The organism is Pedobacter duraquae, assembly GCF_004362245.1.
Classification (GTDB): domain Bacteria; phylum Bacteroidota; class Bacteroidia; order Sphingobacteriales; family Sphingobacteriaceae; genus Pedobacter; species Pedobacter duraquae.
In genome coordinates, this window is record NZ_SNWM01000006.1 from 152901 (window position 1) to 177478 (window position 24578).

The 24578-nt window shown below is 40.2% G+C and carries 20 protein-coding genes; 11 read left to right on the forward strand and 9 right to left on the reverse strand.

Translation table 11 applies throughout. The annotated features are described in order from the left end of the window. Nucleotides 1–7 precede the first annotated feature (7 nt). From CLV32_RS20400 to CLV32_RS20425, 6 genes are all read left to right on the forward strand, one after another. On the forward strand, nucleotides 8–1471 hold the full coding sequence (locus CLV32_RS20400) for a glycoside hydrolase family 28 protein (protein ID WP_208111065.1): 1464 nt from the start codon (nucleotides 8–10) through the stop codon (nucleotides 1469–1471). 227 nt (nucleotides 1472–1698) lie between these two features. After that, on the forward strand, nucleotides 1699–3162 hold the full coding sequence (locus tag CLV32_RS20405; RefSeq protein WP_133558811.1) for a glycoside hydrolase family 28 protein: 1464 nt from the start codon (nucleotides 1699–1701) through the stop codon (nucleotides 3160–3162). A 45-nt stretch (nucleotides 3163–3207) separates the two neighbouring features. Then, on the forward strand, nucleotides 3208–5505 hold the full coding sequence (locus tag CLV32_RS20410; protein WP_133558812.1) for a GH92 family glycosyl hydrolase: 2298 nt from the start codon (nucleotides 3208–3210) through the stop codon (nucleotides 5503–5505). 3 nt (nucleotides 5506–5508) lie between these two features. Beyond that, a complete protein-coding gene (locus tag CLV32_RS20415) occupies nucleotides 5509–7344 on the forward strand; it encodes a CocE/NonD family hydrolase (protein WP_133558813.1) in 1836 nt (611 codons plus the stop codon). 8 nt (nucleotides 7345–7352) lie between these two features. Further along, nucleotides 7353–8660 carry a M28 family metallopeptidase gene (locus CLV32_RS20420; protein WP_133558814.1) on the forward strand — a complete coding sequence of 436 codons (1308 nt, stop codon included), beginning with the start codon at nucleotides 7353–7355 and terminating at the stop codon, nucleotides 8658–8660. Between the two features lie 15 nt (nucleotides 8661–8675). Then, nucleotides 8676–9707, forward strand: a complete 1032-nt coding sequence (locus CLV32_RS20425) for a GntR family transcriptional regulator (RefSeq protein ID WP_394346182.1) — start codon at nucleotides 8676–8678, stop codon at nucleotides 9705–9707. An 11-nt stretch (nucleotides 9708–9718) separates the two neighbouring features. Here CLV32_RS20425 and CLV32_RS20430 read toward each other — a convergent pair whose 3' ends face one another. Genes CLV32_RS20430 through CLV32_RS20440 form a run of 3 tightly spaced genes read right to left on the reverse strand, consistent with a single transcriptional unit; the run spans nucleotide 9719 to nucleotide 13346 of the window. After that, the gene (locus tag CLV32_RS20430) at nucleotides 9719–11566 is read right to left on the reverse strand and encodes an ABC transporter ATP-binding protein (protein ID WP_133558816.1); all 1848 of its coding nucleotides are present in this window, start codon (nucleotides 11564–11566) and stop codon (nucleotides 9719–9721) included. Between the two features lie 56 nt (nucleotides 11567–11622). After that, nucleotides 11623–12723 (reverse strand): hypothetical protein, encoded by a 1101-nt coding sequence (locus tag CLV32_RS20435; RefSeq protein WP_133558817.1) that lies wholly within the window; start codon nucleotides 12721–12723, stop codon nucleotides 11623–11625. After that, nucleotides 12717–13346 carry an ABC transporter ATP-binding protein gene (locus CLV32_RS20440; protein ID WP_133558818.1) on the reverse strand — a complete coding sequence of 210 codons (630 nt, stop codon included), beginning with the start codon at nucleotides 13344–13346 and terminating at the stop codon, nucleotides 12717–12719. The genes CLV32_RS20435 and CLV32_RS20440 overlap by 7 nt, the downstream gene beginning before the upstream one ends. 164 nt (nucleotides 13347–13510) lie before the next feature. Here CLV32_RS20440 and CLV32_RS20445 point away from each other — a divergent pair, with 164 nt between their 5' ends. Beyond that, entirely contained in the window at nucleotides 13511–14758 is a 1248-nt protein-coding gene (locus CLV32_RS20445; protein ID WP_133558819.1) for a cation:proton antiporter, read from the forward strand. Between the two features lie 4 nt (nucleotides 14759–14762). Here the strand turns inward: CLV32_RS20445 and CLV32_RS20450 are convergent, their stop codons facing one another. The 4 genes from CLV32_RS20450 to CLV32_RS20465 are packed head-to-tail and all read right to left on the reverse strand — an operon-like array spanning nucleotide 14763 to nucleotide 18910. Continuing rightward, a complete protein-coding gene (locus CLV32_RS20450) occupies nucleotides 14763–15242 on the reverse strand; it encodes a tetratricopeptide repeat protein (protein WP_133558820.1) in 480 nt (159 codons plus the stop codon). A gap of 30 nt (nucleotides 15243–15272) precedes the next feature. Beyond that, nucleotides 15273–17372 (reverse strand): peptidase associated/transthyretin-like domain-containing protein, encoded by a 2100-nt coding sequence (locus CLV32_RS20455; RefSeq protein ID WP_133558821.1) that lies wholly within the window; start codon nucleotides 17370–17372, stop codon nucleotides 15273–15275. Continuing rightward, entirely contained in the window at nucleotides 17373–18347 is a 975-nt protein-coding gene (locus CLV32_RS20460; protein WP_133558822.1) for a FecR family protein, read from the reverse strand. It abuts the gene before it with no gap. After that, the gene (locus CLV32_RS20465) at nucleotides 18344–18910 is read right to left on the reverse strand and encodes an RNA polymerase sigma-70 factor (RefSeq protein ID WP_243732373.1); all 567 of its coding nucleotides are present in this window, start codon (nucleotides 18908–18910) and stop codon (nucleotides 18344–18346) included. The genes CLV32_RS20460 and CLV32_RS20465 overlap by 4 nt, the downstream gene beginning before the upstream one ends. 190 nt (nucleotides 18911–19100) lie before the next feature. Between CLV32_RS20465 and ribB the strand changes: the two genes are divergently transcribed. Beyond that, a complete protein-coding gene (gene ribB, locus CLV32_RS20470) occupies nucleotides 19101–19739 on the forward strand; it encodes a 3,4-dihydroxy-2-butanone-4-phosphate synthase (protein ID WP_133558823.1) in 639 nt (212 codons plus the stop codon). Nucleotides 19740–19822: 83 nt separating this feature from the next. On the opposite strand, the gene CLV32_RS20475 is transcribed toward ribB, so the two are convergent. Next, complete coding sequence (locus tag CLV32_RS20475; RefSeq protein WP_133558824.1) at nucleotides 19823–20590, reverse strand: sulfite exporter TauE/SafE family protein; 768 nt, start codon at nucleotides 20588–20590, stop codon at nucleotides 19823–19825. A gap of 156 nt (nucleotides 20591–20746) precedes the next feature. Here CLV32_RS20475 and CLV32_RS20480 point away from each other — a divergent pair, with 156 nt between their 5' ends. Continuing rightward, entirely contained in the window at nucleotides 20747–21964 is a 1218-nt protein-coding gene (locus CLV32_RS20480; protein ID WP_133558825.1) for a hypothetical protein, read from the forward strand. Here CLV32_RS20480 and CLV32_RS20485 read toward each other — a convergent pair. Then, the gene (locus CLV32_RS20485) at nucleotides 21926–22309 is read right to left on the reverse strand and encodes a hypothetical protein (protein WP_133558826.1); all 384 of its coding nucleotides are present in this window, start codon (nucleotides 22307–22309) and stop codon (nucleotides 21926–21928) included. The genes CLV32_RS20480 and CLV32_RS20485 overlap by 39 nt on opposite strands. 147 nt (nucleotides 22310–22456) lie before the next feature. On the opposite strand from CLV32_RS20485, the gene CLV32_RS20490 reads away from it, so the two are divergent. Continuing rightward, entirely contained in the window at nucleotides 22457–22819 is a 363-nt protein-coding gene (locus CLV32_RS20490) for a BlaI/MecI/CopY family transcriptional regulator (protein WP_133558827.1), read from the forward strand. A 2-nt stretch (nucleotides 22820–22821) separates the two neighbouring features. Beyond that, nucleotides 22822–24504: a M56 family metallopeptidase gene (locus tag CLV32_RS20495; RefSeq protein ID WP_133558828.1), complete on the forward strand. Its 1683-nt coding sequence runs from the start codon at nucleotides 22822–22824 to the stop codon at nucleotides 24502–24504. Nucleotides 24505–24578 lie beyond the last annotated feature (74 nt).

Genomic DNA, 24578 nt, shown 5'->3' on the forward strand with positions numbered 1-24578 from the left:
TATAACCATGTTAAAAAAATATATTCTGATTGCATTTATAATGCTCGCTTCCAGTCCGCTCTGGGCTAAAGATTATAAGGCCTCGTTGTTTGGAATTCACTCTGATGGAACCACGCTGAACACGAAATCTATCCAGTTCGCGATAGACTATATCAGTGCTAAAGGCGGTGGGCGCCTTGTTTTCTACGTTGGTCGCTATCTGACCGGATCACTTAACCTGAAGTCTAATGTGGAAATCCGTCTTGAAGAAGGTGCTGTCTTATTAGGTTCTTTAAACCCATTCGATTATGATAAAAAGACATGGACAGCACTGTTGTTTGCAACAGATGTAGAAAATGTTGGTGTAACCGGAAAAGGTATTATCGACGGACAAGGCAAACTTGTTGCACGCAACGTTGTAGATAATATCGAAAAAGGATTACTTGTAGATTCATATAAATATGGAAGACCTTCTGAGACTAACAGGCCCATGTTATTCTATTTCCGTAACTGTAAAAATGTAAATATTAAGGGGGTTACCTTCCGTAACTCCGCAAGCTGGAACCAGACTTACGACCAGTGTAAAAACTTGGTTGTCGACAGCGTTACGGTAGATAATGTAGAATACTGGAATGAGGATGGTGTGGATATAGTGGATTGCGAGGATGTTAAAGTGATGAACTCTTATATAGATGCTGCTGATGACGGTATATGTCTGAAATCCCATGATGCTACAAAGGCCTGCAGAAACATCCTGATCAGCAACAATACCATTCGTTCAAGCGCAAATGCGATTAAATTTGGTACAGCTTCCAGAGGTGGATTTATTAACGTGAAAATCATTAACAATAAAGTTTTTGACACCTATCGCTCGGCACTTGCCCTGGAGGCAGTTGATGGTGGTTTTCTAGAAAATGTTGAAGTTGACGGCCTGACATCTACAAACACCGGAAACCTGATCTTCTTACGTACCGGAGAGCGGGTTGTAGGTAAAAAAAGCAGATTACAGAATATTAAAATTAACAACGTTAGCGGCGATATCCCGGCAACTAAGCCAGATGCAGGGTATGGCTATGAAGGGCCAATAGAAGATCAGCCACGAAATATTTCTCCGGGTATCATCATCATTGGCGTGCCAGACGCAATGATTACAGATGTGACATTGAATAACGTTAGTTTTCACCATGCTGGTGGAGGTAAGGCGGCATTTGCCAATGTACCATTAAGTCAACTGGACAAAATCCCTGAAATACCAGCGCAATATCCAGACTTCTCGATGTTTAAGGAATTGCCATCATGGGGTGTATTTGCAAGGCATGCCATAGGGTTGAAAATAACTAATCTCACAATGATCTGCGATCGAAAAGATTTTAGAGTTCCCATTGTACTCGATGATGTTCGGGAATCTAGTTTCAGTGGATTGAAAATTACACAAGCCGGAAAGCAGAAAGATATCCATCAGAATAATACCAAAAATATCACTGTAAAATAGTGATTCTAAACAGGCCATTTTGCGCGGTGTGTTATTTGGTGCAAAAATAGCCTGTTGAAACGTCGTTAGTTGGCGAATAGACAGGGGTTACGCAAGGATAACGCACGCATAACCCAGACATAGCGCAGGCAATGTCTGGGTGACATCTGTGCAATACCTGTTTGATAACAGGTTAAGCCATGGCAATTTTTGATAGCTCATTACAGTTCATTTTTTAACCAATAACTATGAAATACAAAATATTCGGGCTGTTTATAGGCCTGTGTGTATGTGCCTTTAATGTTGTTGCCAAAGATTATCAGGCCGGATTCTTCAAAATCAAATCAGACGGACAAACGCTCAATACAAAATCCATCCAGTTTGCGATAGATCACATCAACGCAAATGGAGGTGGTCGTTTATTATTCCCGGCGGGCCGCTATCTAACGGGATCAATATTTCTGAAGTCAAATGTGACATTACACCTGGAAGAGGGAGCAGTGTTGCTAGGTTCTCTGAATCCTTTTGATTATGAGAAAAAGATTTTTACGGCACTCGTTTTTGCTTATGATCAGCATAATGTAGGTATTACCGGAAAAGGCACAATCGATGGACAAGGGAAATACCTGGCCAGGAATATTGTTACAGCGATAGAAAAAGGACTGATCGAGGATCTCTATACAGATGGGCGTGCTACTGCCGATAACAGGGCTATGCTGGTCAACTTCAGAAACTGCAAAGATGTGCTGGTGCGTGGAATTACGTTGAAGCACTCTGCCAGTTGGACACAGACCTACGATCAATGTTTTAATCTGGTGATCGATAGCATTAAAGTTGATAATACTGTATATTGGAATGAGGATGGTGTTGACATTGTAGATTGCGAAAATGTACAGATGACGAATTCTTATATCGATGCTGCAGATGATGGCATTTGCTTGAAGTCTCATGATCCTGAAAAGGCATGTAGAAACATTCTTATCAGTAACAATGTGATCAGATCCAGTGCAAATGGGATTAAATTCGGTACTGTTTCCAGAGGTGGATTTGTAAATATAAAGATATTAAACAACAAAGTATACGACACTTATCGTTCGGCAATAGCGCTGGAGGCTGTGGATGGAGGATATATTGAGGACGTGGAGATCAATGGACTTCAATCGATACATACAGGAAATATCATTTTCTTAAGAACTGGAGAACGTTGGGGAAAGAGCAGCCGAATGAAAAATATTAGGATCAGTCATGTAACAGGTGATATACCATCCACAAAGCCTGATGCAGGCTATGAATATGAAGGGCCCATTGAGGATCTGCCACGAAACATCTCGCCAGGCATTATCATCGCCGGACTCCCCAATGCCATAATTGGTGATGTAATTCTTGACCATATTAATTTTACACACGCTGGAGGCGGAAATGCCCTATATGCAAATGTACCCTTAGACAAACTGAGCAGGATTCCTGAGCTGCCTGCTAAATATCCTGATTTTTCTATGTTTAAGGAGTTGCCTTCCTGGGGTGTGTTTATTAAGCATGCCCGTGGAGTGAAAGTCTCCAATTTAACCATGACCTGCGAACGGCCAGACTTCCGGATCCCGATTGTATTAGATGATGTGGATCAGGCAAGCTTTCAGTCCATGAAACTTACTCAGGAGGCAAAGAAAAAAGACATTTTTCAGAATAATAGTAAAGGAATTCTGATAAAATAGCCTGTTAGAACTTTATTTTTACAGAATCAATCAAGCTTAAATAGAATGAAGAAAATATTATTTGGCATCTGCGGACTTTTATGTGCATATGTTGCCCAAGCTCAGAAGCAACCTTATCAATATGTAAAACCGATTATTGGAACGGAAAAGATGGGACATACCTATCCTGGTGCTACTGTGCCTTTTGGTGCGGTACAACTAAGTCCAGAAACGGATACCCTGTCTTATGAGCAAAACGGGAAATACAATGGAGATGTGTATAAGTATTGCGCGGGTTATCAGTATTCAGATAAAACTATTGTTGGTTTTAGCCATACACACTTTAGTGGGACAGGACATTCAGATTTAGGTGATTTCCTCATTATGCCTACTACGGGAAAGCTACAGCTTAATCCAGGTACAGCCAATGAGCCGCAAAGTGGGTACCGATCGGCATTCTCCCATGATACTGAAGTTTCAGAAGCCAATTATTATAAAGTTAAACTAACCGACCATCAGATCACTGCAGAGATGACTACCAGCGCACGTGTGGGATTTCATCAGTATACCTTTCCGAAATCAGACCAGTCGCACATCATTCTTGATCTGATCAGTGGAATCTACAATTATGGCGATAAAAATGTCTGGACCTACCTGCGTGTGGTAAACGATACTTTGGTGACGGGATACCGCCAAACAAGTGGATGGGCGCGTACGCGTACCGTGTATTTCGCAATGACATTTTCAAAGCCTATCGCTAGCTACGGACAAAAAAACTACGACCCTAAGCAGGTGTATCGTGGTTTCTGGGGTAAGTTTGATCAGACTAAAGATTTTCCTGAGATGGCAGGAAGGAAGATCAGGGCTTATTTCGATTTTAAAACTACAGAAGGAGAAAAGATTAAAATCAAGTTTGCATTATCTCCAGTCAGTCAGGAGAATGCTTTGGAGAATATGCGCGCGGAAATTCCGGGATGGGACTTCGAAAAAGTTAAACGTGACGGACAGCAGGCATGGAATAAAGAGTTGAATAAAATAGCTGTAAATACTTTGAATGAAGATGATAAAGTGAATTTCTATACGGCTATGTACCATACCTTCATTAACCCCACGTTATACACTGACGTGAACGGTGCTTACAGAGGCTTAGATCAAAACAATCACCAGGCAAAAGGATTTGATAATTACAGTACTTTTTCTCTCTGGGATACTTATCGCGCTTTACACCCCCTTTTTAACATCATACAGCAGAAAAGAAACGGGGATATGGTTTCTTCTATGATGGCACACTACGATCAGAGTTCATTAAAAATGTTGCCGGTTTGGTCTAACTCTGCCAACGATAACTGGTGTATGAGCGGATACCATAGCGTTTCTGTTATTGCTGATGCAATCATCAAGGGAAATTACACAGGTGATGCAAGTGCTGCGCTCGATGCCTGCGTAACGACTGCAAAACACAGAAGTTACGAAGGCATAGGTGAATATATGGATAAAGGGTATGTAGCTTCAGAGTCTAACGGTAATTCTGTTTCCAATACATTGGAATATGCTTACGACGACTGGTGCATTGCGCAACTGGCAAAAAAATTGAACAATACAGCAGTCTATAATGAGTTTATTAAAAGATCTGAAAACTGGAAAAACGTTTATGATGCTAAGTCAGGCTTTATGCGCCCGAGATTGAAAAGCGGGACTTTTAGAGAGAAATTTGATGTGTTAAGTACAAATGGACAAGGATTCATCGAAGGTAACACTTGGAATTACAGTCTGTATGTACCACATAATCCTGAGGCAATGATCGCGCTGAGAGGTGGTAAAAAACATTTTGCTACGCATCTGGATTCTTTATTTACTATGCACTTGCCTGATGAGTTTTTTGCAGAAACAGAAGATATTACGAGAGAAGGCATCATCGGTAATTATGTACATGGCAATGAGCCGGCACATCATGCAGCTTATTTGTATAACTATACTACTACACCATGGAAAACGCAGGATCGTGTACGCATGATCCTTAAAAAAATGTACAAACCGAGTTCAGACGGTCTAGGCGGAAATGATGATTGCGGACAAATGAGTGCATGGTTTATCTTCAGTTCGCTTGGATTTTATCCAATGGCACCGGGTTCGTTGAACTATGAACTAGGTAGCCCTGCTGTGATCAATGCAACACTGAATCTGGAGAATGGGAAGACTTTTAAAGTAACTACTAAGAATCAAAGTGATAAAAATGTATATGTAAGTCAGGTTATCTTAAACGGAGCTATTCTTAAGCGTAGGTCTATTACGCATGAGGAAATAATGAAAGGTGGAGAAATCCAGTTTATCATGTCTGCGAAGCCAAACACGAAAGCTTTATAATAAATGAAGAAGCTTTTTAAATTATGTCTGCTGATTTTGATTACAGGATCGGCCGCGGCACAGGAAAGAAATACACTGCAGGATACAACCTTTACACTGGCAAATTATAGCAAGGTGGAGCGTAAAGTTCCTATGCGTGATGGGGCAACGCTTTTTACAACCATTTATACGCCAAAGGATCAGTCGAAGAAATATCCTTTTCTGATCTGCCGGACGCCTTATAGTGTGGCGCCTTACGGCGAAAAGATGAAGGTTCCCGCGGGTCCAAACAGGATGTTTGATCAGGAAGGTTTTATTTTTGTTTATCAGGATATCAGAGGTAAATATATGTCGGAAGGTGATTTTGTTGCTAACCGACCATATATCAGGAATAAAAAAGGAAAACAGACTGATGAGAGTTCCGATACTTATGACACAATAGATTGGTTACTTAAGAACGTCTCTGGAAATAATGGTAAGGCGGGCGTATGGGGGATTTCATCGCCAGGTTTTTATGCTACCTCATCATTGATTGATGCCCATCCGGCATTGAAAGCGGTATCGCCGCAGGCACCGGTAACAGATTGGTTTATGGGGGATGACAGGCACCACAATGGTGCATTCTTTCTGATGGGTAGTTTCTCATTTCTATCCTCTTTTGGACAGCAGCGTGACTCGATCAGCACTAAGGGAGCTCCTGGCTTCTCAAAATATGGTACAGCTGATTCCTATCGCTTTTATATGGATGCAGGTCCTTTAAAAAATTTCAATGAGAAATTTCTGCATGGCAAAAGCGTACTCTGGAATCAAATGATGGAACACGAATCATATGATGACTATTGGAAGGCGCAAACACCAATTCCACATCTGAAAAATATTAAGCCGGCAGTGCTTACGGTAGGAGGTTGGTTTGACCAGGAAGACCCATATGGGCCACTTAAGGTATTTGAGGGCTTGGAAAGAGCTAAACCAAAAAATGAAAATATTCTTGTAATGGGTCCCTGGTATCATGGATCGTGGTCGCGCAAGGATGGCGACCTGCTTGCTGGATTAAATTTCGGTAGTAAGACCGGCGAATTCTATCGGACTACAATAGAACTTCCATTTTTCAGGAGTAAGCTTAAAGGTGCTGAAGATCCGAAGTTATCGAAAGCAATCATTTTTCAGACTGGTTCCAACGAATGGAAACGTTACTCCAAGTGGCCGCCTGAAGAAGCAATAGCTAAAGATCTGTACCTTCAACCAGGGAATAAACTAGCTTTTGAAGCACCGAAAATGAATGCTCCAGGTTTTTCCGAATACCTGAGCGACCCCGCTAAGCCCGTGCCTTTTTCGGCTGATATTAAAATTTTAAGAGGTTTCGAATACATGGTCGAGAATCAGCGTTTTGCTTTTATGCGTCCTGATGTTTTAAGTTTCGAAACAGAGATTCTGGAGCAGGATGTCACGATTGGCGGACACCTTACCGCAGATTTATTTGTAAAAACTACTGGAACAGATGCTGACTTCATCGTGAAACTGATCGATGTTGCGCCGAACAACGGATACCAGCTCATGGTTCGGGGTGAGGTTATGCGTGCCAAGTTCAGGAATGATTTTTCAAAACCTGAAGCCATGATACCAGGAAAACTTACGGAAATAAAGTTTGATATGCAGGACGCCTCGCATGCTTTCTTAAAGGGGCACAAGATTATGGTTCAGATTCAGAGCTCCTGGTTCCCTTTAGTGGATCGAAATCCACAAACTTTTACAAATATCTATACTGCTGATGAATCAGCATTTCAGAAGGCTACCCAGCGTATCTACTTTACGCCAGATGCGCCTTCACATATTAAATTACAAGTTATACCAATACCTTAAATACCGTGATGTCAACCAAATCCTTCCTCGCTAAAATTCTTTTATGCACCCTCGTTTGGGGAGGCAATTTATTCATTTCCCAGGCGCAGGACATTGCTTACGCTAAGGAGGTTGTAAAAACACTCGCCTCGCCTGCATTTAAGGGTAGAGGGTATGTTGGTGGCGGCGATCAGATTGCTTCTGCTTACATCGCTCGGGCCTTTAAAAAATCAGGTCTCGCTCCCTTAAATGCCGGCTCTTATTTTCAGGATTTTAAACTGGCTGTAAACACTTTTCCAGGAAAGGTAGATGTGAAGCTGAACGGGAAAACATTAATAACTGCTAAGGATTATCTAATCGGAGCTACAAGTCCTGCGATTCATGGAACCTTTAAAGTGATTCCAGTTAAAAGGTCAGATATTAATACTGAAGAAAAGCTCATGGCAGTTATACAGGCTGCCACTGATGCCTTTATTTTGCTAGATGATAGGATTGAGGGCCCGGAAAGTACTGCAGAGCTGGGTAGCATCAATGCAAGTATACGGGCACTTAAAAACAGCGAAAAACTAAATTTTAAGGGTCTGATAGTTTATACCAAGGATAAACTAACCTGGACAACACTAACCTACCAGACTATTAGGCCGGTGGTGACGATCAATAAAGCAGATTTAGATCCAGCATTGGTCAACACACTGACCATCGATGTGGACGCCAGGTTTGTCCCAGAGTACACCACACGCAATGTAGCCGGGATGATCAGGGGTAGCTCAGGATCAGATTCAACGATAGTGATTTCGGCACATTTTGACCACCTTGGTATGTTGGGTAATAAAGTATATTTTCCAGGAGCTAATGACAATGCAAGTGGGGTAGCTATGTTGCTTAGCTTTGTGAAATATTACGCTAAGAACAAGCCTAAATACAATACTGTCTTTCTGGCGTTCTCTGGAGAGGAGATAGGTATTCTGGGCTCCAAAGCTTTTGTGGAAAATCCGTTAATTAACCTGAAGAAAATAAAATTCCTGGTTAATTTTGATCTGGCAGGAACAGGTGAGGAGGGAATTAAAGTGGTTAACGGAACAGTATACAAAAAGGAATTTGACCGACTTGTAGATTTGAATTCGGCTTTTAAGCTAGTGCCTAAAGTAGAGATCAGGGGAGAGGCCTGTAAGAGTGATCATTGCAGGTTTTATGAAAAAGGCGTACCTTCTTTTTTTATTTATACCCAAGGAGGCATTGCCGCATACCACGATATATATGACAGGGCGGAGACGTTGCCGCTAACTGAGTTTGAGCATTATTTTGAGCTTATGGTGAAATTCTTTGGGACCATTTAATTTTGTAGTATGTCTATTAAGCCGGCTAGATTTTTTGATCATATTTTTGTAGATGGTTACTCTGCAACACCAAAATATCTGCAGCTGACCAACTCAATTATTAGTGCTATAGAGGCAGGGAAAATTAAAAAGGATCAGATGTTGCCCTCGATTAACGAGCTTAGCTATGAGCTGGAGATCTCGAGAGACACGGCAGAAAAGGGGTACAAACATTTGAAAAAAATCGGAGTGTTAGGCTCAGTACCTGGTAAAGGCTATTATATCATCAATACGGATTTTAAACAGAGTCTGAAGATTTTTCTGTTGTTCAATAAGCTCAGTGCCCATAAAAAGATTGTGTACGATTCTTTCATTAAGGCTATTGGTGATCATGTAGCCGTTGATTTTTATATTTACAACAATGATTTTGCGCTGTTCAAAAAACTCATTACAGACCATAAGAATGACTATTCTCATTATGTGATCATCCCGCATTTTTTGGAAGGAGGGGAGAATGTTTGTGATGTGATTAATATGATGCCTAAAGACCGGTTAATTTTACTGGACAAGAAAATACAGGGACTTACTGGTGATTATGCTGCTGCATACGAAAACTTTGAGAAGGACATCTACCAGGCTTTGGAACAGGCTAAAGAGCAGTTGAGTAAATATCATACACTCAAGATCATCTTTCCTAAACGCAGCTATTTTCCAATCGAGATTTTAAAAGGGTTTTCTAACTTTTGTCAGCAATATGCATTTAATTCTAAGGTCGTTTTTGATATTAAAGACGAGCCAATAGCGGCAGGTGAGGTATATATCAACTTGATGGAAGATGATCTGGTGATTCTGATTGAACGTATCATCAGCATGAAACTACAAGTTGGTAAGGAAATAGGCGTTATTTCCTACAATGAAACGCCTTTAAAGAAGATTATTTTAAATGGTATTACAACCATCTCTACTGATTTCAACCAGATGGGACAACTCGCTGCGCAGATGGTATTGGAGAACGCTAAAAACCACGTGGAAGTTCCTTTTTACTTAACATTGCGTCCTTCTTTATAACGCTGATTGTATTACCTATATCCTTGCGCCTGAAGGTTAAATAGCTCAGCGTATCTTCCTCCCTTTGCAAGCAATTCTGTATGGCTACCGATTTCGGCCATTTCACCTTTTTCCAATACCAAAATTCGGTCTGCCATGCGCACAGTAGAGAAGCGGTGAGATATTAGTACGGCTGAACGGCCTTTGGTCAATTCTGTGAAGCGTTGAAAAACTTCATATTCTGCACGTGCATCTAATGCCGATGTAGGTTCATCCAGGATTAATAGTTCTGCATCACGCATGTAGGCACGTGCGATCGCAATTTTTTGCCATTCACCTCCCGATAGTTCTATCCCGTCTGCAAAACGTTTCCCTAACATCTGATTGTAACCATCTGGGAGCCTTTTTACCAATTCATCGGCAAGACTTTGTTTGGCAGCATTTTCAATAAGCTCTGCGTTTTCCTGTTCATTGATATTGCCAGTTGCAATATTCTGCGAAAAAGTCATCTGGTATCTCAGAAAATCCTGAAAAATAATGCCGATGTGTTGTCTGAGTTCAGTAAGGTCATATTCTTTTAAATCATATCCCTCGAGTAGAATTCTCCCTTCAGTAGGATCATACAATCGCGCAAGTAGTTTAACAAGGGTAGTTTTGCCAGCACCATTTTCGCCTACTAAAGCCAGTTTTTCTCCGGGATGTAGAGAAAAGTTAAGGTGTCGGTTCGCCCATCGCTCAGAATGGATGTATTTAAATCCCACATTCTCAAACGTAAACCCTGTTAGAATCTGCTTCGGGAAGGGGCGCGGATTTGTAGGGGGAAGAAGTCGCGGGCGAATCTCAAAGAACTCGAAGAAATCGCTTAAGTAGACGGCACCCTGTGCTACAGTACTAAAACGGCTTAATATGTTTTCAAGTATTGACCGCAATTGCCTGAATGATCCGGCAAGGAAGGTGAGCTGACCTATTGATATTTTCCCATTAATCGTTTGTGCAATAATAAATATATAAGCGCCATAATAGCCTGCACTGCCTAATATGGCAAATACAGTTCCCCAAATAGACCGTTGAATAGAAATTTTGCGGTTATCAGCGTAAAAGGTATTGGATAATACCTGAAAACGATCGGTGATAAATTTGGAAAGGCCGAACATTTTTAATTCTTTAGCAGTATCATCGCTGGCCCCCAGGTAACGCAGATAGTCAAGCTCCCTACGTTGTGGCGTCTGACTTCTTGAAAGGGCGTAATTCTGATCATTGAAATACGACTCTCCCATAAAAGCAGGTAAAATTGCGATCAACAATAAAAGTATGAGCCAGGGATTAAAAGCCATAAGTCCCACCGCCAAAAAGAGCATTGTGATTATGTCCTGTACCTGCGCCATGATTTGCGAAAGTAGTATTGTACGGCCCATAGTCTGCTGCCTGGCGCGTTCAAGTTTATCATAAAAGACAGCATCTTCAAACTGATCCAAATCCAATGTAGCAGCATGTTTCATGATCTTTACAGAAGTATGATTGGCAAACAAATCACCCAGTAAACTGTCACGCAGCATAATCGCGCGGGTTAGGCCATCTGCCAGAATAGCCAGGCCAAACTCAATTGCTACCAGCATCCATAGCTCATGTTCCTCCATCAGGTTTCCAACGGGCTTAGCAACATGTGTGAAGTGTACCACATGATCGATAATCAGCTTACCTACATATAAAATAAGAAGTGGAAGTGCAGAGCGTATAATCCGTAAGATGATGTTTACAAGCGTCATCTTTGGATTGGTTTCCCAGACCAGTTTGAAAAAGGATGGTAAATTGCGCAATGCGGCAAGACGTTCTCGAAGCGTTAGTGGTGTGGTATTTTGAATGGGAGGTCTTCTGCTCATATATGATGTAAAGGTAAGGATAGAGACAGCACCAATAAATTAAAAATCAATGCAATCTAGTGATTCCGGATTGCTCTTAGATCAATGCTATAATAGAATATATAAAAACCAGTACAGGAAACTAATGCTTGCAGGCAATTAAACAAGAATAGCTGTCGGGAAAGGATCAACATAGCGAGCGCAACAAACATGAAAAAAAGTAATCCGACATGGCTTGATTTTTTTTCTGTGTTTTTATATTGGCTTACCTGGATGCAAAATAGTGTTGGCAAGGCAAGCGCAATGCCAGCCAGGGAACTCGTGAAATCGGCATTTACCGTATGGATATAAAGGAGCAAATCCGGTAGGAATAATAGGAATAGAACCAGTAAACTTCTACCCATGGCATTAAAACGATTTATCGGTAAGCTTCTGTTGAAATTCATGTCCGTTGCTTCCTGCTTTACCAAAGTCGCGATCAGTACGCTGTGCGTGATTATTGCAGCAAGCAGGCCCAGCTGAGGAACACGGATGTCGGGGCCGACATCGGCAAACATCCAAAGCATGGCTTTGAATACTATAAATGAAAGTGTTTTGCAAATCAGAAACATAAGTGTCTGCTGTCTCCAAATGTACACAATCGGCCAAAGCCATTGGGGCTTAACGAATGTGGGGATTTTAACAAACCGAACCTTTAGGCGGATGGATAGGTTCTGGGTAACTTTTCTAAAAGTTAGAACTGTAGGTGTGATTACTAATAAAAGCGCAAACACTAGCGCCATGGCCGCATTGAAATAATAATGATAAATAAAGGCGGTCGTGCTAACGATTGTTATATAAGTGAGGATGGGAAGAAGTAAAGTGGCGTAAAGGCCAGACCATGATAAGTATTGACTGCGTTTTGTAGCTGCGGCTGAGACATTAATGAAGCTATAGACATCCAGTTTCAGTTCTTTGTTCACAAACAATATACATTTTATGGCGTATAGTGACCATAACACAAAACATGCGGCTAAGATGATGGTGGAACCGGATATGCTTCGGAGCAGGGAAAGGTGGTAGCTCAGCAACTGACCTGCTTCTACACTTCCGAAAAGAATATATAGTGCAAAGCAGAATAAGCCGAGATGCTGCCGGTAGAATTCGCGGGATAGCGTTTTTAACAACAGGCTCAGCATTTGTGGATATCTCCGTTTTGAATCATGAAAACCCCGTCGAGGCTTAACATATCCGGGTCAATATCCTGATGTGAAGAGATCAGGAACATACAGCCTTTTACGCGGTATTCTTTAATCAACGAAAATAATTCCGTTGCTGATTCTTTATCAATGGTGATCAGTGGCTCGTCAAGTAAGAAGAGTTCTATTTCTCCTATAAATGCACAAATCAGGGATAGTTTTTTCAACATCCCACTTGAGTAACCGCCTATGGCCTGATTCATAAAAGGTGACATGCCAAATCTTTCAATCAGTTTTTCGACATCATCAAGCTTAGCACGCCTTACCTGCTGATGGTAACGAACTAAATCGTTGCCGGTTATATATCCGGGATATTGTGGCTCTGCTTCAGCGTAACTAATCGTAGATCTATAGCTGACGGGCTGCTTCTTAAGGTTCACATTTCTGAAGCTTACCTGTCCGTCAAATGGTGTTTGACCGGCGATGATTCTGAATAATGTCGTTTTGCCAGTTCCATTTGCTCCCTTAAGCCAGTATACGCCATCTGTTAACTGAAACTTTTGAAAAGAAATAACAGTATGGCTGCCGTATTTTTTACAGATACTTTCGAGACTCAGGGCCATTGATAAAAGTTTTAATTTTAGAGCCGATAATTTGGAGTAAGTTACATTAAAAGGTTGTTAAAATTGAAATGTTATAGCTGAAATGGCCTTTTTTTTGTTAGGTTTACAACAATCCATCCGTTGCTGCTGCAATGATTTTCTTTCTTTAACAGCCTAATCCCTTCATGGAATTATATTATTCTTTCTCAGTACTTATTGTTATTGCTTCGTTTTTTGCTTATCTGAATCTGCGTTACCTAAAACTACCTTCTACGATCGGAATCATGATTATTGCGATGATCAGCTCTGTTCTTTTAGTTATTACCGGTAGTTTATATCCTAAGACTTTCTCACACTTTTCTACATTATTAAATGATGTCGACTTTACAGAGGTACTTATGGGAGCGATGCTTAATTTTCTGCTATTCGCCGGAGCTATTCATATTAATCTGAAAGATTTGCGCGAACAACGCTGGCCAATCATAGTCTTTTCAACGATTAGCGTAATCATATCAACCTTTGCGGTAGGGGGAATGTTATTTTATGTCGCACCAATATTGCATGTACAAATTCCATTTCTATTCTGTCTTTTGTTTGGTGCACTGATATCACCTACCGATCCCATTGCTGTTTTGGGTGTATTGAAAGAAGCTAAAGTGCGTAAATCGCTGGAAACGAAAGTTGCCGGGGAATCGCTGTTTAATGATGGTGTAGCAGTTGTCGTATTCGCTGTGATCCTACAGCTAACTCAGGGGAGTGACATCGAGATCTCATTCTTTCATATATCCTGGTTGTTGGTTAAAGAGGCTGTTGGTGGTTTTTTATTAGGCGCATTGTTGGGTCTTGGCGCCTCTAATGCCATGCGTAAGATTGACGATTACAAAGTTTCAGTGCTGATTACGCTTTCTGTAGTCATGGGAGGTTATCTGATTGCGCATAGTATGCACATATCCGGCCCACTCACCATGGTTGCTGCTGGTATTGTAATTGGCAATTATGGAAAGAGAACAGCGATGTCTTCCACGACTAAAGACTACCTTAATAAGTTTTGGGAGTTGATTGACGAAATTCTGAATGCAATCTTATTTCTTTTCATAGGATTCGAATTATTGATCATACACAACGTTACCAGCTACTGGGTGATGGGAGTTGCCTGTATTGTAATCGTTCTGTTGGCCCGGTTTATTTCTATTTATATTCCTGTACTCCTGATCCCATTCAAAAATAAATTTAGTAGCGGCACCGTTAAAATTTTGGTGTGGGGTGGTCTGCGTGGGGGCGTGTCCATTGCACTAGCTTTATCAATGGATGAAGGGTCCTATAAGCCAATCTTAATTGCAGTAACCTATTTTGTGGTGGTGTTCTCCATTATCGTGCAAGGTCTCTCTGTGGGTAAAGTTGCAGCACGGGTTTTGTCAAAAGAAGAAATTTAACGATTTAAAAGGCTTTTTTAGTTAAACGCAGTGCTATAGCCCGATCTTTCAGTATTCCCTCATGCTTTGGACTGATATGTAGTCCCTCATCGTACTGCAATACCGCCTGGTAATAATCCTGGAACTTGAAGTATACTGATCCAAAACCCCAATAAACATCAGAATTTTCCGGGTTGAGCAGCCATGCCTGGTTGAACCTGTACATGCTCGTCTGCAGGTTGCCTTCGTTGAGGTATTTAAATCCAAATTTAACATAGTTGTCTGCTGCTTTTTCTGCTGTGCCAGAGGCCAAAATGGCGCTCTTTACAAATTCCTGATCAGCCTTTATCTGGTCCGGGCTTTTCTTCGCAAGACCATATTTCGGAAGCAAACGTATATTTGTTTTCGCTGCTTCCTTCCAGGTTTCGTAAGGTGATTTCGTATTGCATGTACTAAACATAAAAATAAGAAGCAGTGACAGGCTATAGTTGAGGAGATTTTTCATTTCAAATCAAAAATCCAAACTTAGTTTATTTTATAATTTGATCCTATAGGCAATACGCAAGGCAAATTGTTTAATGAAGCTGAACGCGGTATAGTCTTCAAATTTTATACCGGTTTCAATTCCATTGTCGAAGTCGTAACCCATTGAGACAGTGTATAAGAAAGAATTTCCTGATTTAATTGTAGTTTGACGAATTCCCTGAGCATCAACGGAAAGCGCATATCTGGGGGCATTATTCACCCCAATTGCCAATCCGGCATCGCCAGCAAAAAAGAGCCGCTTTCCGGTATATGTCCTGATTCCCGCCTTTAATGGTATAATGTTAAAATGTCTGTCTGTTTGCTCATTGCCTCCAAACCAGATTGAATATCCTGTGGACACCGTTCCGGAAATGGCACTGTTGAGTTCGCGCTGCATAAAAAGCTCTGCACCGGTAAATAATCCGACCGGGTTATCCCAGCCTATACCAGCATGTATACCGACGCCCAGAAACCAGCTATCAGCTTCTGCAGTTTTTTTTGCAGCGGCCTTAAAAACAGAGTTGTAAGCTATTCCTGCTTCCCATCCCAACCAGCGTTCAACCGGGTTCCTCAGCCTGTGTGTTCCCGGTTCTATCCTGAACCTTTTTTGGTATCCCGGTATACTTCCTGTATAGCTGTATTTGTTGTAAGTTGGTCCAGTTACCAGGCTTAGGCGACCAGAAACAGGAATGTTAAGCAGTAGCTTGGCCTGGGCCCAGCGATCGTCCCATCCACCGGTATAAGCAAATTGATAATTTCCTTCAGCGGAGATAAAAGTATTTTTTCCAAGCATAAAATCATGCCCAATTCCCAGTCCGAAGCCATAAAGTTTGTTTTCAGTGGAGAGGTTTGAGCTTATCAAGATCATACTATAAAACTGATGCGTACCTGTCTTCAACGAAATATTGGTGTTTGTAAGGTTATTTGTTGACAAGCCGATCCTGTAAAAGCCGTTGCGTATGATATTGATTAGTCCAATACTTATTCCTTCAGAACTGTCTACCGTATTAACAATGCCGATCTGAATCCCGTGCAGGCTTTTGGCGGTGTTGCTTAGGGAAGCAACTTGCATTCCGCGTGCGTCAGATGCAGCTGTATTAATAAATCCGGCGAACTGTACGCCCCGGAGCGTGCCAAGTGCTTCATTGTGAATCCCTGCTACCTGCAGACCTATTACTTTTCCACCAGTTAAATTAAAAAATCCCGCGGCTTGTACATATTTTGCATCGAGTTTATTGATGTTAAAGAGGCCGCCAAGCTCAAAGCCGTTTACTCCTGCAGTGTATCCGCCAATAACATTCAGAGAAAACTTATTTATGACCTGAGAACTGAACATCCCATGCGAGCTCAAACCGGGAACTAATGAAAATTGGATCGGGCGATGAGCAAAGAAGTCAGGAATGTTCATACTCTGTATCCTTTGTCGTGCAGAAATTAGTAATTTTCCAAGTGCCGTTCTTTCTACGTCCTTATTGTTGCCATCAATATTTGTATAGACCTCTGCGTTATATCTTTTGCTGATATTTACATTTTGCAACATGTTTAACGAAGTGTCTCTGTACGCTAGCTTGCTCGCTGTTAATGTAATAAAGCCCGGGTTACCCAATTTAAGTTTAAGTCTGAAGTATCCATGTTCATCAGTCAGCGTAGAGACTAGCTGGTGTTTTTCGTAAACGCTTACATTCACCAAGCGTTCTTTTGTAAACTCATCTATTACCAGGCCACTTACTGAATAAGTTGACCTGTCTGTCACGGCATCGGTGTTGATCATTGACATTCGACCCATTGCAGGCGTGATGATCAGGTAGTTTCGTCGTTCTTCAATTTCAAGTCTATCTGAAAAGAGTTGCTTTAGTAAATTACTCACGGTTATGTGATGTGCAGAAATACTTACCAAACTGTCTCTTGCAATGAGTTTGCCATTGTAAGAGAAATAAAAATCTGCGGCTTTCTCTATTTTTGTCAGCACTTCAGATAGCCGTTCGTTTTTACTTTCGATAGTTATTTTTTTATTGAGTATATCCTGAGCCTGGATGGGGGATGCAAAGACGAGGCTAAATAAAAGCACGATTGTGGCCGAGAAACGCAGTTGAAGACATTTACTTATCATCTATTTCAGGATAATCTGATCCGATTTTTTTTCAACGGTTATCTTAAAAGTTCTGCTGATGACATCAAGTATTTCGTCGAGCGATTGCGCGCTGAACGTTGTATTTAAAGGTAGATTCTTTAGTTCTTTTCTTCCAATACTGATATGTGTGTTGTAGGCTTCGTTAAGAACTTCGACCATTCTCCAAAGCGGTGTATTATCAGCAATAAATTTTTTGCTACGGTACCACTTATACAGCTGATCTGGATTGTTTGTTTTTGTAGGCATGCCTGACTCTATATTGATAAGGCCTTTTTCACCAGGGCGCAAAGACATCATCTTTCCGTTAGTAATGACTTGCACGATTCCGGTCTCCACAATTACTTCGAGTAAATTGTTTGAGCTTTTAACGTTGAATGATGTTCCCACAACGCGAATTTTTACATTTCCGCTTTGGATAATAAAAGGCTTTATTTTGTCAGGGACGATTTTGAAAAATGCTTCTCCGGAAGATAATGTTACCAGTCGTTGCGCATCACTGAAATGTTTAGGATATATAATTAGACTTTTTTTGTTAAGCGTGACCACTGAGCCATCGGATAACGTATCGGTTCTGACTTGATCGACGCTACTTATCTGTTGTTCCTGGTTAAGGATTTTGGTATATATCCATGTTCCAGATACTAAAACAATGATCGCTGCAGCAATGCTGAACCAAGAAGATCTGTTTTTAAATTTTGTTGTTGGCGTTGCGTTTGACTGCGTCAATCGGGACTTTAAACGAAGTAGTGATTCTTTTGCATCTCTTTTTCCATTGAATGCAAGTTCAGCACTTTGTTCCCAGATGAGTTGGAATTCCGTAAAACGACGTTCGTTGGCTGACTGTTCAGCACGCCATTTTTCTACCTGTTTGCGCTGTTGTGCACTTGCTTCGTTAAGTAGATAACTGATCAATAAATCGTCATTTATATTCATGTATTCAGCATCTCTGTTCATCTTCGGGTATTGATAAGTATAAATAACAGTAAGGGTAAATAATCTGCAAGATCATTTCTTAATCTTTTTAGCGCCTTGCTTATTTGATTCTCAATGGTTTTTACAGAGAGACCAAGTTGCAAGGCAATTTCTGCGTATTTCAGCTCTTCAAATCTGCTTAGCTGAAAAATAGTACGACACTGTTCTGGCAAAGCATTTATTGACTTGCTTAGTTGTTGTTCTAGTTCTTTATATTGTAGGTTTTTAGATGCACTTTCTGCATACTGTTTTTTCCCGACACTGTGTTCCTGATAGCCTTTTTTTACCTTCTCGTGTTTCAGGTAATTTAGGCATTCATTATGGACCGACCGATATAAATATGCCTTCACCGAAACGTGTATTTGAAAGGATTGTTTCTTCTCTAATATTTTCACAAATACTTGCTGAACCAGTTCATCTGCCATATCATCTTCATATAGAATGGCATAAGCGTATCGGTGTAACGCGGCATAATGTTCCAGATAAACCTCTTCAAAGTTCTGTGCGTTAATTGTTAATGCTGTTGGGATACTGGCGTTGTGCAAAATATATTGTTTCGATCTCGTTTTAATTACTGTTTATGACAACGCAAGTAGGGATTACCCCTATCCTCAGTAGATTTTTATCTAAGATAGTAATTTTTGATGTCCGTGAGATGAACGCTATCCAGTTGTATACCTATGTTGAATAGGTTTTAATCAGGCTATTTTCTTATCATTGTGCACAAAAATTATTATGGAACATTTACTGTCCCGTTTTGGGCAAACATATAAAGAACGGATAGCACGCGCAGTGTCAGATATTAATGCAGGTAAAGGGGTTTTAGTAGTAGACAATGAAAATCGCGAAAATGAAGGAGATCTTATATTCTCGGCTGAGAAGATGACAGTAAAGGATATGGCACTTACAATCCGTGAGTGCAGTGGTATCGTTTGTTTATGTATTACAGCTGAACAAGCAGCGCAATTAAATCTCCCGTATATGGTGGCTGACAACAACAGTAAGTTTCAAACACCATTTACCGTTACCATCGAAGCAAAAGAAGGTGTGACAACAGGGGTTTCTGCCGCTGATCGCATTCAAACTATAAAGACTGCTATTGCTAATGGTGCTGTGCCTGGTGATCTCGCCCGTCCAGGACATGTATTCCCGTTAATTGCAAATGCTGATGGCGTATTAGGTAGAGAAGGTCATACTGAAGGTAGTGTAGATTTGATGAAGATCGCCGGATTAAAGCCCGCTGCGGTATTATGTGAGTTGACGAATGAAGACGGAACGATGGCAAAATTACCTGAACTAATCAGCTTTGCTGAAAAACATGAAATTATAGTCATTAGCATCGAAGATATTATTTGTTATCGCAAAAATATCTAATGAAATCAAGCTTTAAACTGATCCACTAGTTATTGCAAAGGTGTTAAACTTTAGGAAGATTATTGAACAAATTGTCTACAATCTCAGTGCTTGAAAAATATATCCCATGCAAACCGAAGTATGGTAGCGGAGACAACACAAAGGAAAAAGATTCTGATGAATTTGTTTCCTTTTAGCAGGGCGAGTTTAATTCCCAGAAATGATCCGAATAAATTAAACACGGCCATTGGTATTGCGAATTCATATAGAATATGGCCGGACTGTGCGAAATAAATGATGGCGGCGACGTTAGTCCCAACATTAAGATATTTCGCATTTGCACTGGAGTTTAAAAAGTCTTTTCCTAATAGGGATATGAAGGCAAGCATAAAGAATGTGCCTGTACCGGGACCGATTAAACCATCGTAGAACCCAATTGCAAAACCGAAACTCAATCCGATCATGAGTTGTGTCAGAAAAGAAAGTTCTTTTGCCTGATGCTGACCGAAATTCTTTTTGGAATACGTATAAATAGCAATCACAATTAGAAGAATGAGTATGATCGGCTTAATTACATCGCTCCGAATTAATGTAATGCAATAAGCTCCTGCCAGTGCCCCCGTAAAAGCGGTTATAATAATTGGACAAAGTAGTTTCCAGTTAATGATAACATTTCTGGAATATTTATATGCTGCGAAGGCCGTTCCGGTTACGGAAGGAATTTTTGTAGTTCCAAATAATGTCGCGATAGGATATTGAGGAAGTATGATCAACATTGCCGGAGTTTGTAGCAGGCCTCCGCCACCAACTATAGCGTCAATAAAACCTGCGAAAAAGGAAACTGCACAGAGGATGATAATTTCTTGGATCATAATATACTAAAGTATTTAAAATATTTTAGTGTGTCTAAGACGTCGATTAACTATTTTATTAGTTATATTGTGTTTAATCTAATTTGTTAAAAAATGTCCTCCATTAAGGTATTCAGAAACTCCACAACACTGCTACTTTTTGTCCACTTTGTTAACATGAGTTTTAATGCGCAGGCACGACAGGAAAAACTTTATGATATTGCCAGCGGATTAATAGCAAAAAACGCATATTTAAGCGCACTGGACAGCGCGATTGCATATCGAAATGCTTATTATAAAAAACTTACGGTGAAGGGTATACGAACAAAACCTATTAGCATCGATATGGACGTAGTGCTTTTCAGTTCATTTTTAGGTGAAGAATATCTTGTTCCTGGCCGTGATTTAAAGACTGCGTTAACAGTTGGGAACTATCGTTTTAAACCAGCTGCTGATTATATTTTGAATCAGGCTACGACACGGCAAGTGGTCATCATTAACGAGGCACATCAAGTTCCTAAGCACAGACTGCTGACGATGAATTTGCTGGAAGCGTTGTATAAAATAGGATTTCGTTATTTATGTGTTGAAGCACTTGATGATGATTCAACGTTGTTGAACTTTGGATACCCGACAATAAATTCTGGGTTTTACACTGCAGAACCTGGCATGGGAAATTTGATTAAAAAAGCCATCAAATTGGGCTATAAAGTGGTCCCTTATGAAAGTGATGATGATACAGATGACAATCCTAAATATCCTACATATGCGCAAAATATCCGGGAGGTGAATCAGGCAAATAATATTAACAAAATATTAATCAAAGATCCTGGAGCAAAGATTTTAGTCCATGCCGGTCATGGACATATTTGGGAGCGTGGGACAAACTTGATCTATATGGCTGAATATTTTAAAAATTTAGCGCACATCGATCCACTTACAATTAATCAGTCTGTCAATAATTTACGGGAATTTTCAATACTGCTGGATCACTCGGCCGATCGTGTTGAGAATGATCTCCCTTACGTAGTATTAGATACTCAGTTTAATCCTGTAGTATCTACTGAGGATAAGATTGGGGATTACGATCTGCTAGTGGCCTGGCCAACTCCAAAGCGAGTCTTCAATCGGTTCGATTACCAGCTCGCGAAGAATGGTACATCAATAGTTAAAATCAAGCTCGCAAACTCGGATGCACATAATCTCTTGCAGATTATGTCGACCAAACCGGGAGATGATATTCCAGTTGATCAATTTTTGGTTAAAAAAGGTGTTGGTGAGTATGCAACGGCATTGGAGCCTGGTGAATATAATATTCAGCTGGTTGACAGTATGGGAAAAGTAATTTGGAAAAGATCAATTAAATCCATTAGCCAGCGCAATAATGATGACTAATGCTGCAATTAGGCTTGCAGCGGTATAAATAGCGCCCCCTAGGAGGATGTAGTGTCCGGTCGTCCTCCTGGTTCTTGTCTTTTTATACATCCCCGCACGGTAGGCTTGTACGTACCCAGAATCCTTAAGTAGAGTAAAATCGCTTGTGGTTGAGCTATCAGGCTTTAAATAATCGGAGCTGAAGTTTCCTCTGTCTTTTCTAAAAATAGCGAATGCCTTGCGACTGATCTTATGTCTTTTTACGTCAATTCGGGCAATATTAAGAATAGAATCTTGCCTGGTTTTCTGAGCAAAAAGGATTTTTGAGCAGCATAGCAGTATCAGTATGTAAATTAATTTGTTCATTTCCTTAACTAATGTAAATAATCCATTTCTATTTAACAATTTAAAATTCAGTCTGTTAATTTGTTTTTTTTTGTAGTTGAACTTATTTTTCAGTTAAATAACTTAAAATATAGTTGTGTAACTGATTTATAAGTTGTAAGTTTGGTTATGGAGGAATTAACAAAAGCAGAGGAACGTGTTATGCAGGTGCTCTGGACATTGAAAAAATGTTTTGTGAAGGACATTATTGAAGCGCTACCTGACGATCCCAAACCACCGTACAATACAATTTCATCTGTAGTGAGGTTGCTGGAGAAAAAAGGGTATATCGATTACAAAGCCTATGGTAAAACCTATGAGTACTTTCCAATTGTTTCCAAAGGGGCATATCGCAAGGCAAGTTTTAAAAAGATTCTGTCAGGTTATTTCGACAATTCACCTGAGAGTCTGTTTTCTTTTATGGTTAAAGAAAAACAACTAAGCCCGGAGGACATAAACAAGATCAAAGATATTATCAACAAAAATCAATAAATATGAATTTGCTTGGCTATCTGACAGAAGTTTCGTTGTGTTCTGCAATTTTCTATGCCCTCTACTTTTGGGTATTGAGCAGATTTACATTTTTCGCATTAAATAGGATTTATTTATTGTTTAGCCTAGTAGTCAGCCTAATTATACCTGCAATAGATATTCAGGTAATGGAGGCACAACCTACCATAACAATGGTACATAAAGCACTGCGATTTGAAGAAACGAATCCTGTTATTGACTTAAGTCCGGTAAATACTAGTGTTCCTATCAATACCGAGATTTTTATAGCTGATTTTAATTGGACTAAGTTGTTTACACTGTTTTATTACTGCATTACAGGTGTGCTGATCTTCAGATTGTTAATAACTGTGTTAACTTTTGCAAAAACAATACGTGGTTTCGATATAGAGCTTACTGGATCAGTTAAACTGTTGATTAATCACCCTAAATTGCAGAATGGATCTTTTCTGAACTACATTTTTATCATCGACTATGGTCTTAACAAAGACGAAGTTAATCAGGTTTTCAGCCATGAGCTTATCCATGTCAAAAGATATCATTCAGCAGATAGGATCTTCGTCAGACTTTTGCAGGTTATGTTATGGTTTAACCCTGTAATTTATTGGTTCGCTAAATCAATTGAACAGAACCACGAATTTGAAGTGGATCAAGAGATTGCGATGTTAAAGGATAAACATATCTACGCCAATCTTCTGCTTCAATTATCAATCTCTGAAAGCAATTTCTACCATAGCTTTAGCAAAGAGCCGCTAAAGAAACGTATTGCTATGTTGTTCAACCAACCAACCCCAAATATGAAAAAACTAATGTATGTGCTGACGGTACCTGTGGTATTGATCAGTTGCCTTGCCTTTGCGAGGTTTGAAAAAGTAAACGTAGACAATGCAGAAGTCGATAAGAATGGACTATATGCTTTGCCTTTGGACTCGCAGCAGTATAAACAAAAAGTTGTTATGACACGAAAACAACGCACTTTGCGTGAGGAGTCACTTCGGGCCAAACGGGATTTGATAACGAATCCAGAGTTTCAGAAGAAGATGGATTTTTTGAAAAAAATTCAAAATGGAATGATCACCGCTAAAATCCAGGGTTTCTACACCAATAAAAGGACTGGGAAAAAAGAAGGATATCTGGCGAACTACCAAAATGAAGTCATCGTTGTGAGCAGTGGTAAGCGTGACGATGCGCATTTTGACAGCTTGTTTTCACCAGGTGAGCAGATAACTTTTACAATTGCATTAGCAGGGCTAGAAAATAATACGCTAATCAAGCTTGTACCTGAATATATCATTGATGGTACAAGCAAAATGTTGGTGATGGCTAAAATCCCAGAAAAAGCTTATCCATTTCTTTATGAGGTCAATAAGGTTCGCTTCGCTGATGGGAAAATTGCGCGTCTTGATAAATTCTCCAATGGTAAATTACGAAGCGCAGATGTGGAAACAGGAGAGGGCACGGTGCTCAGTGTGAATTTTAAACCAGGTGATAATCCTGGTCTAAGTACATTGAATATTAATGATGAGGTTCGCTTCAGATTTGTACATGAACAAAAAGTTGCGGAGAAAAATTATGTAATAAGCGACTGGGTGTCTATTAGCAAGGATATAAAAAATTATGGAATCAAGAACCCTGATTTCTTTTATAAATTTTACGAAAAGATATAGCTTCGTCTATCCATTGGCATTAGTTTTTTAATCTCAGAGCACTGCTGATTTTTCAGCAGTGCTTTTTTATTTAG

Coding starts and splice junctions, on each gene's coding strand:
- CLV32_RS20400 (WP_208111065.1), top strand. CDS start 8: ATGTTAAAAAAATATATTCTGATTGCATTTATAATGCTCGCTTCCAGT.
- CLV32_RS20405 (WP_133558811.1), top strand. CDS start 1,699: ATGAAATACAAAATATTCGGGCTGTTTATAGGCCTGTGTGTATGTGCC.
- CLV32_RS20410 (WP_133558812.1), top strand. CDS start 3,208: ATGAAGAAAATATTATTTGGCATCTGCGGACTTTTATGTGCATATGTT.
- CLV32_RS20415 (WP_133558813.1), top strand. CDS start 5,509: ATGAAGAAGCTTTTTAAATTATGTCTGCTGATTTTGATTACAGGATCG.
- CLV32_RS20420 (WP_133558814.1), top strand. CDS start 7,353: ATGTCAACCAAATCCTTCCTCGCTAAAATTCTTTTATGCACCCTCGTT.
- CLV32_RS20430 (WP_133558816.1), bottom strand. CDS start 11,566: ATGAGCAGAAGACCTCCCATTCAAAATACCACACCACTAACGCTTCGA.
- CLV32_RS20435 (WP_133558817.1), bottom strand. CDS start 12,723: ATGCTGAGCCTGTTGTTAAAAACGCTATCCCGCGAATTCTACCGGCAG.
- CLV32_RS20440 (WP_133558818.1), bottom strand. CDS start 13,346: ATGGCCCTGAGTCTCGAAAGTATCTGTAAAAAATACGGCAGCCATACT.
- CLV32_RS20445 (WP_133558819.1), top strand. CDS start 13,511: ATGGAATTATATTATTCTTTCTCAGTACTTATTGTTATTGCTTCGTTT.
- CLV32_RS20450 (WP_133558820.1), bottom strand. CDS start 15,242: ATGAAAAATCTCCTCAACTATAGCCTGTCACTGCTTCTTATTTTTATG.
- CLV32_RS20455 (WP_133558821.1), bottom strand. CDS start 17,372: ATGATAAGTAAATGTCTTCAACTGCGTTTCTCGGCCACAATCGTGCTT.
- CLV32_RS20460 (WP_133558822.1), bottom strand. CDS start 18,347: ATGAACAGAGATGCTGAATACATGAATATAAATGACGATTTATTGATC.
- ribB (WP_133558823.1), top strand. CDS start 19,101: ATGGAACATTTACTGTCCCGTTTTGGGCAAACATATAAAGAACGGATA.
- CLV32_RS20475 (WP_133558824.1), bottom strand. CDS start 20,590: ATGATCCAAGAAATTATCATCCTCTGTGCAGTTTCCTTTTTCGCAGGT.
- CLV32_RS20480 (WP_133558825.1), top strand. CDS start 20,747: ATGAGTTTTAATGCGCAGGCACGACAGGAAAAACTTTATGATATTGCC.
- CLV32_RS20485 (WP_133558826.1), bottom strand. CDS start 22,309: ATGAACAAATTAATTTACATACTGATACTGCTATGCTGCTCAAAAATC.
- CLV32_RS20490 (WP_133558827.1), top strand. CDS start 22,457: ATGGAGGAATTAACAAAAGCAGAGGAACGTGTTATGCAGGTGCTCTGG.
- CLV32_RS20495 (WP_133558828.1), top strand. CDS start 22,822: ATGAATTTGCTTGGCTATCTGACAGAAGTTTCGTTGTGTTCTGCAATT.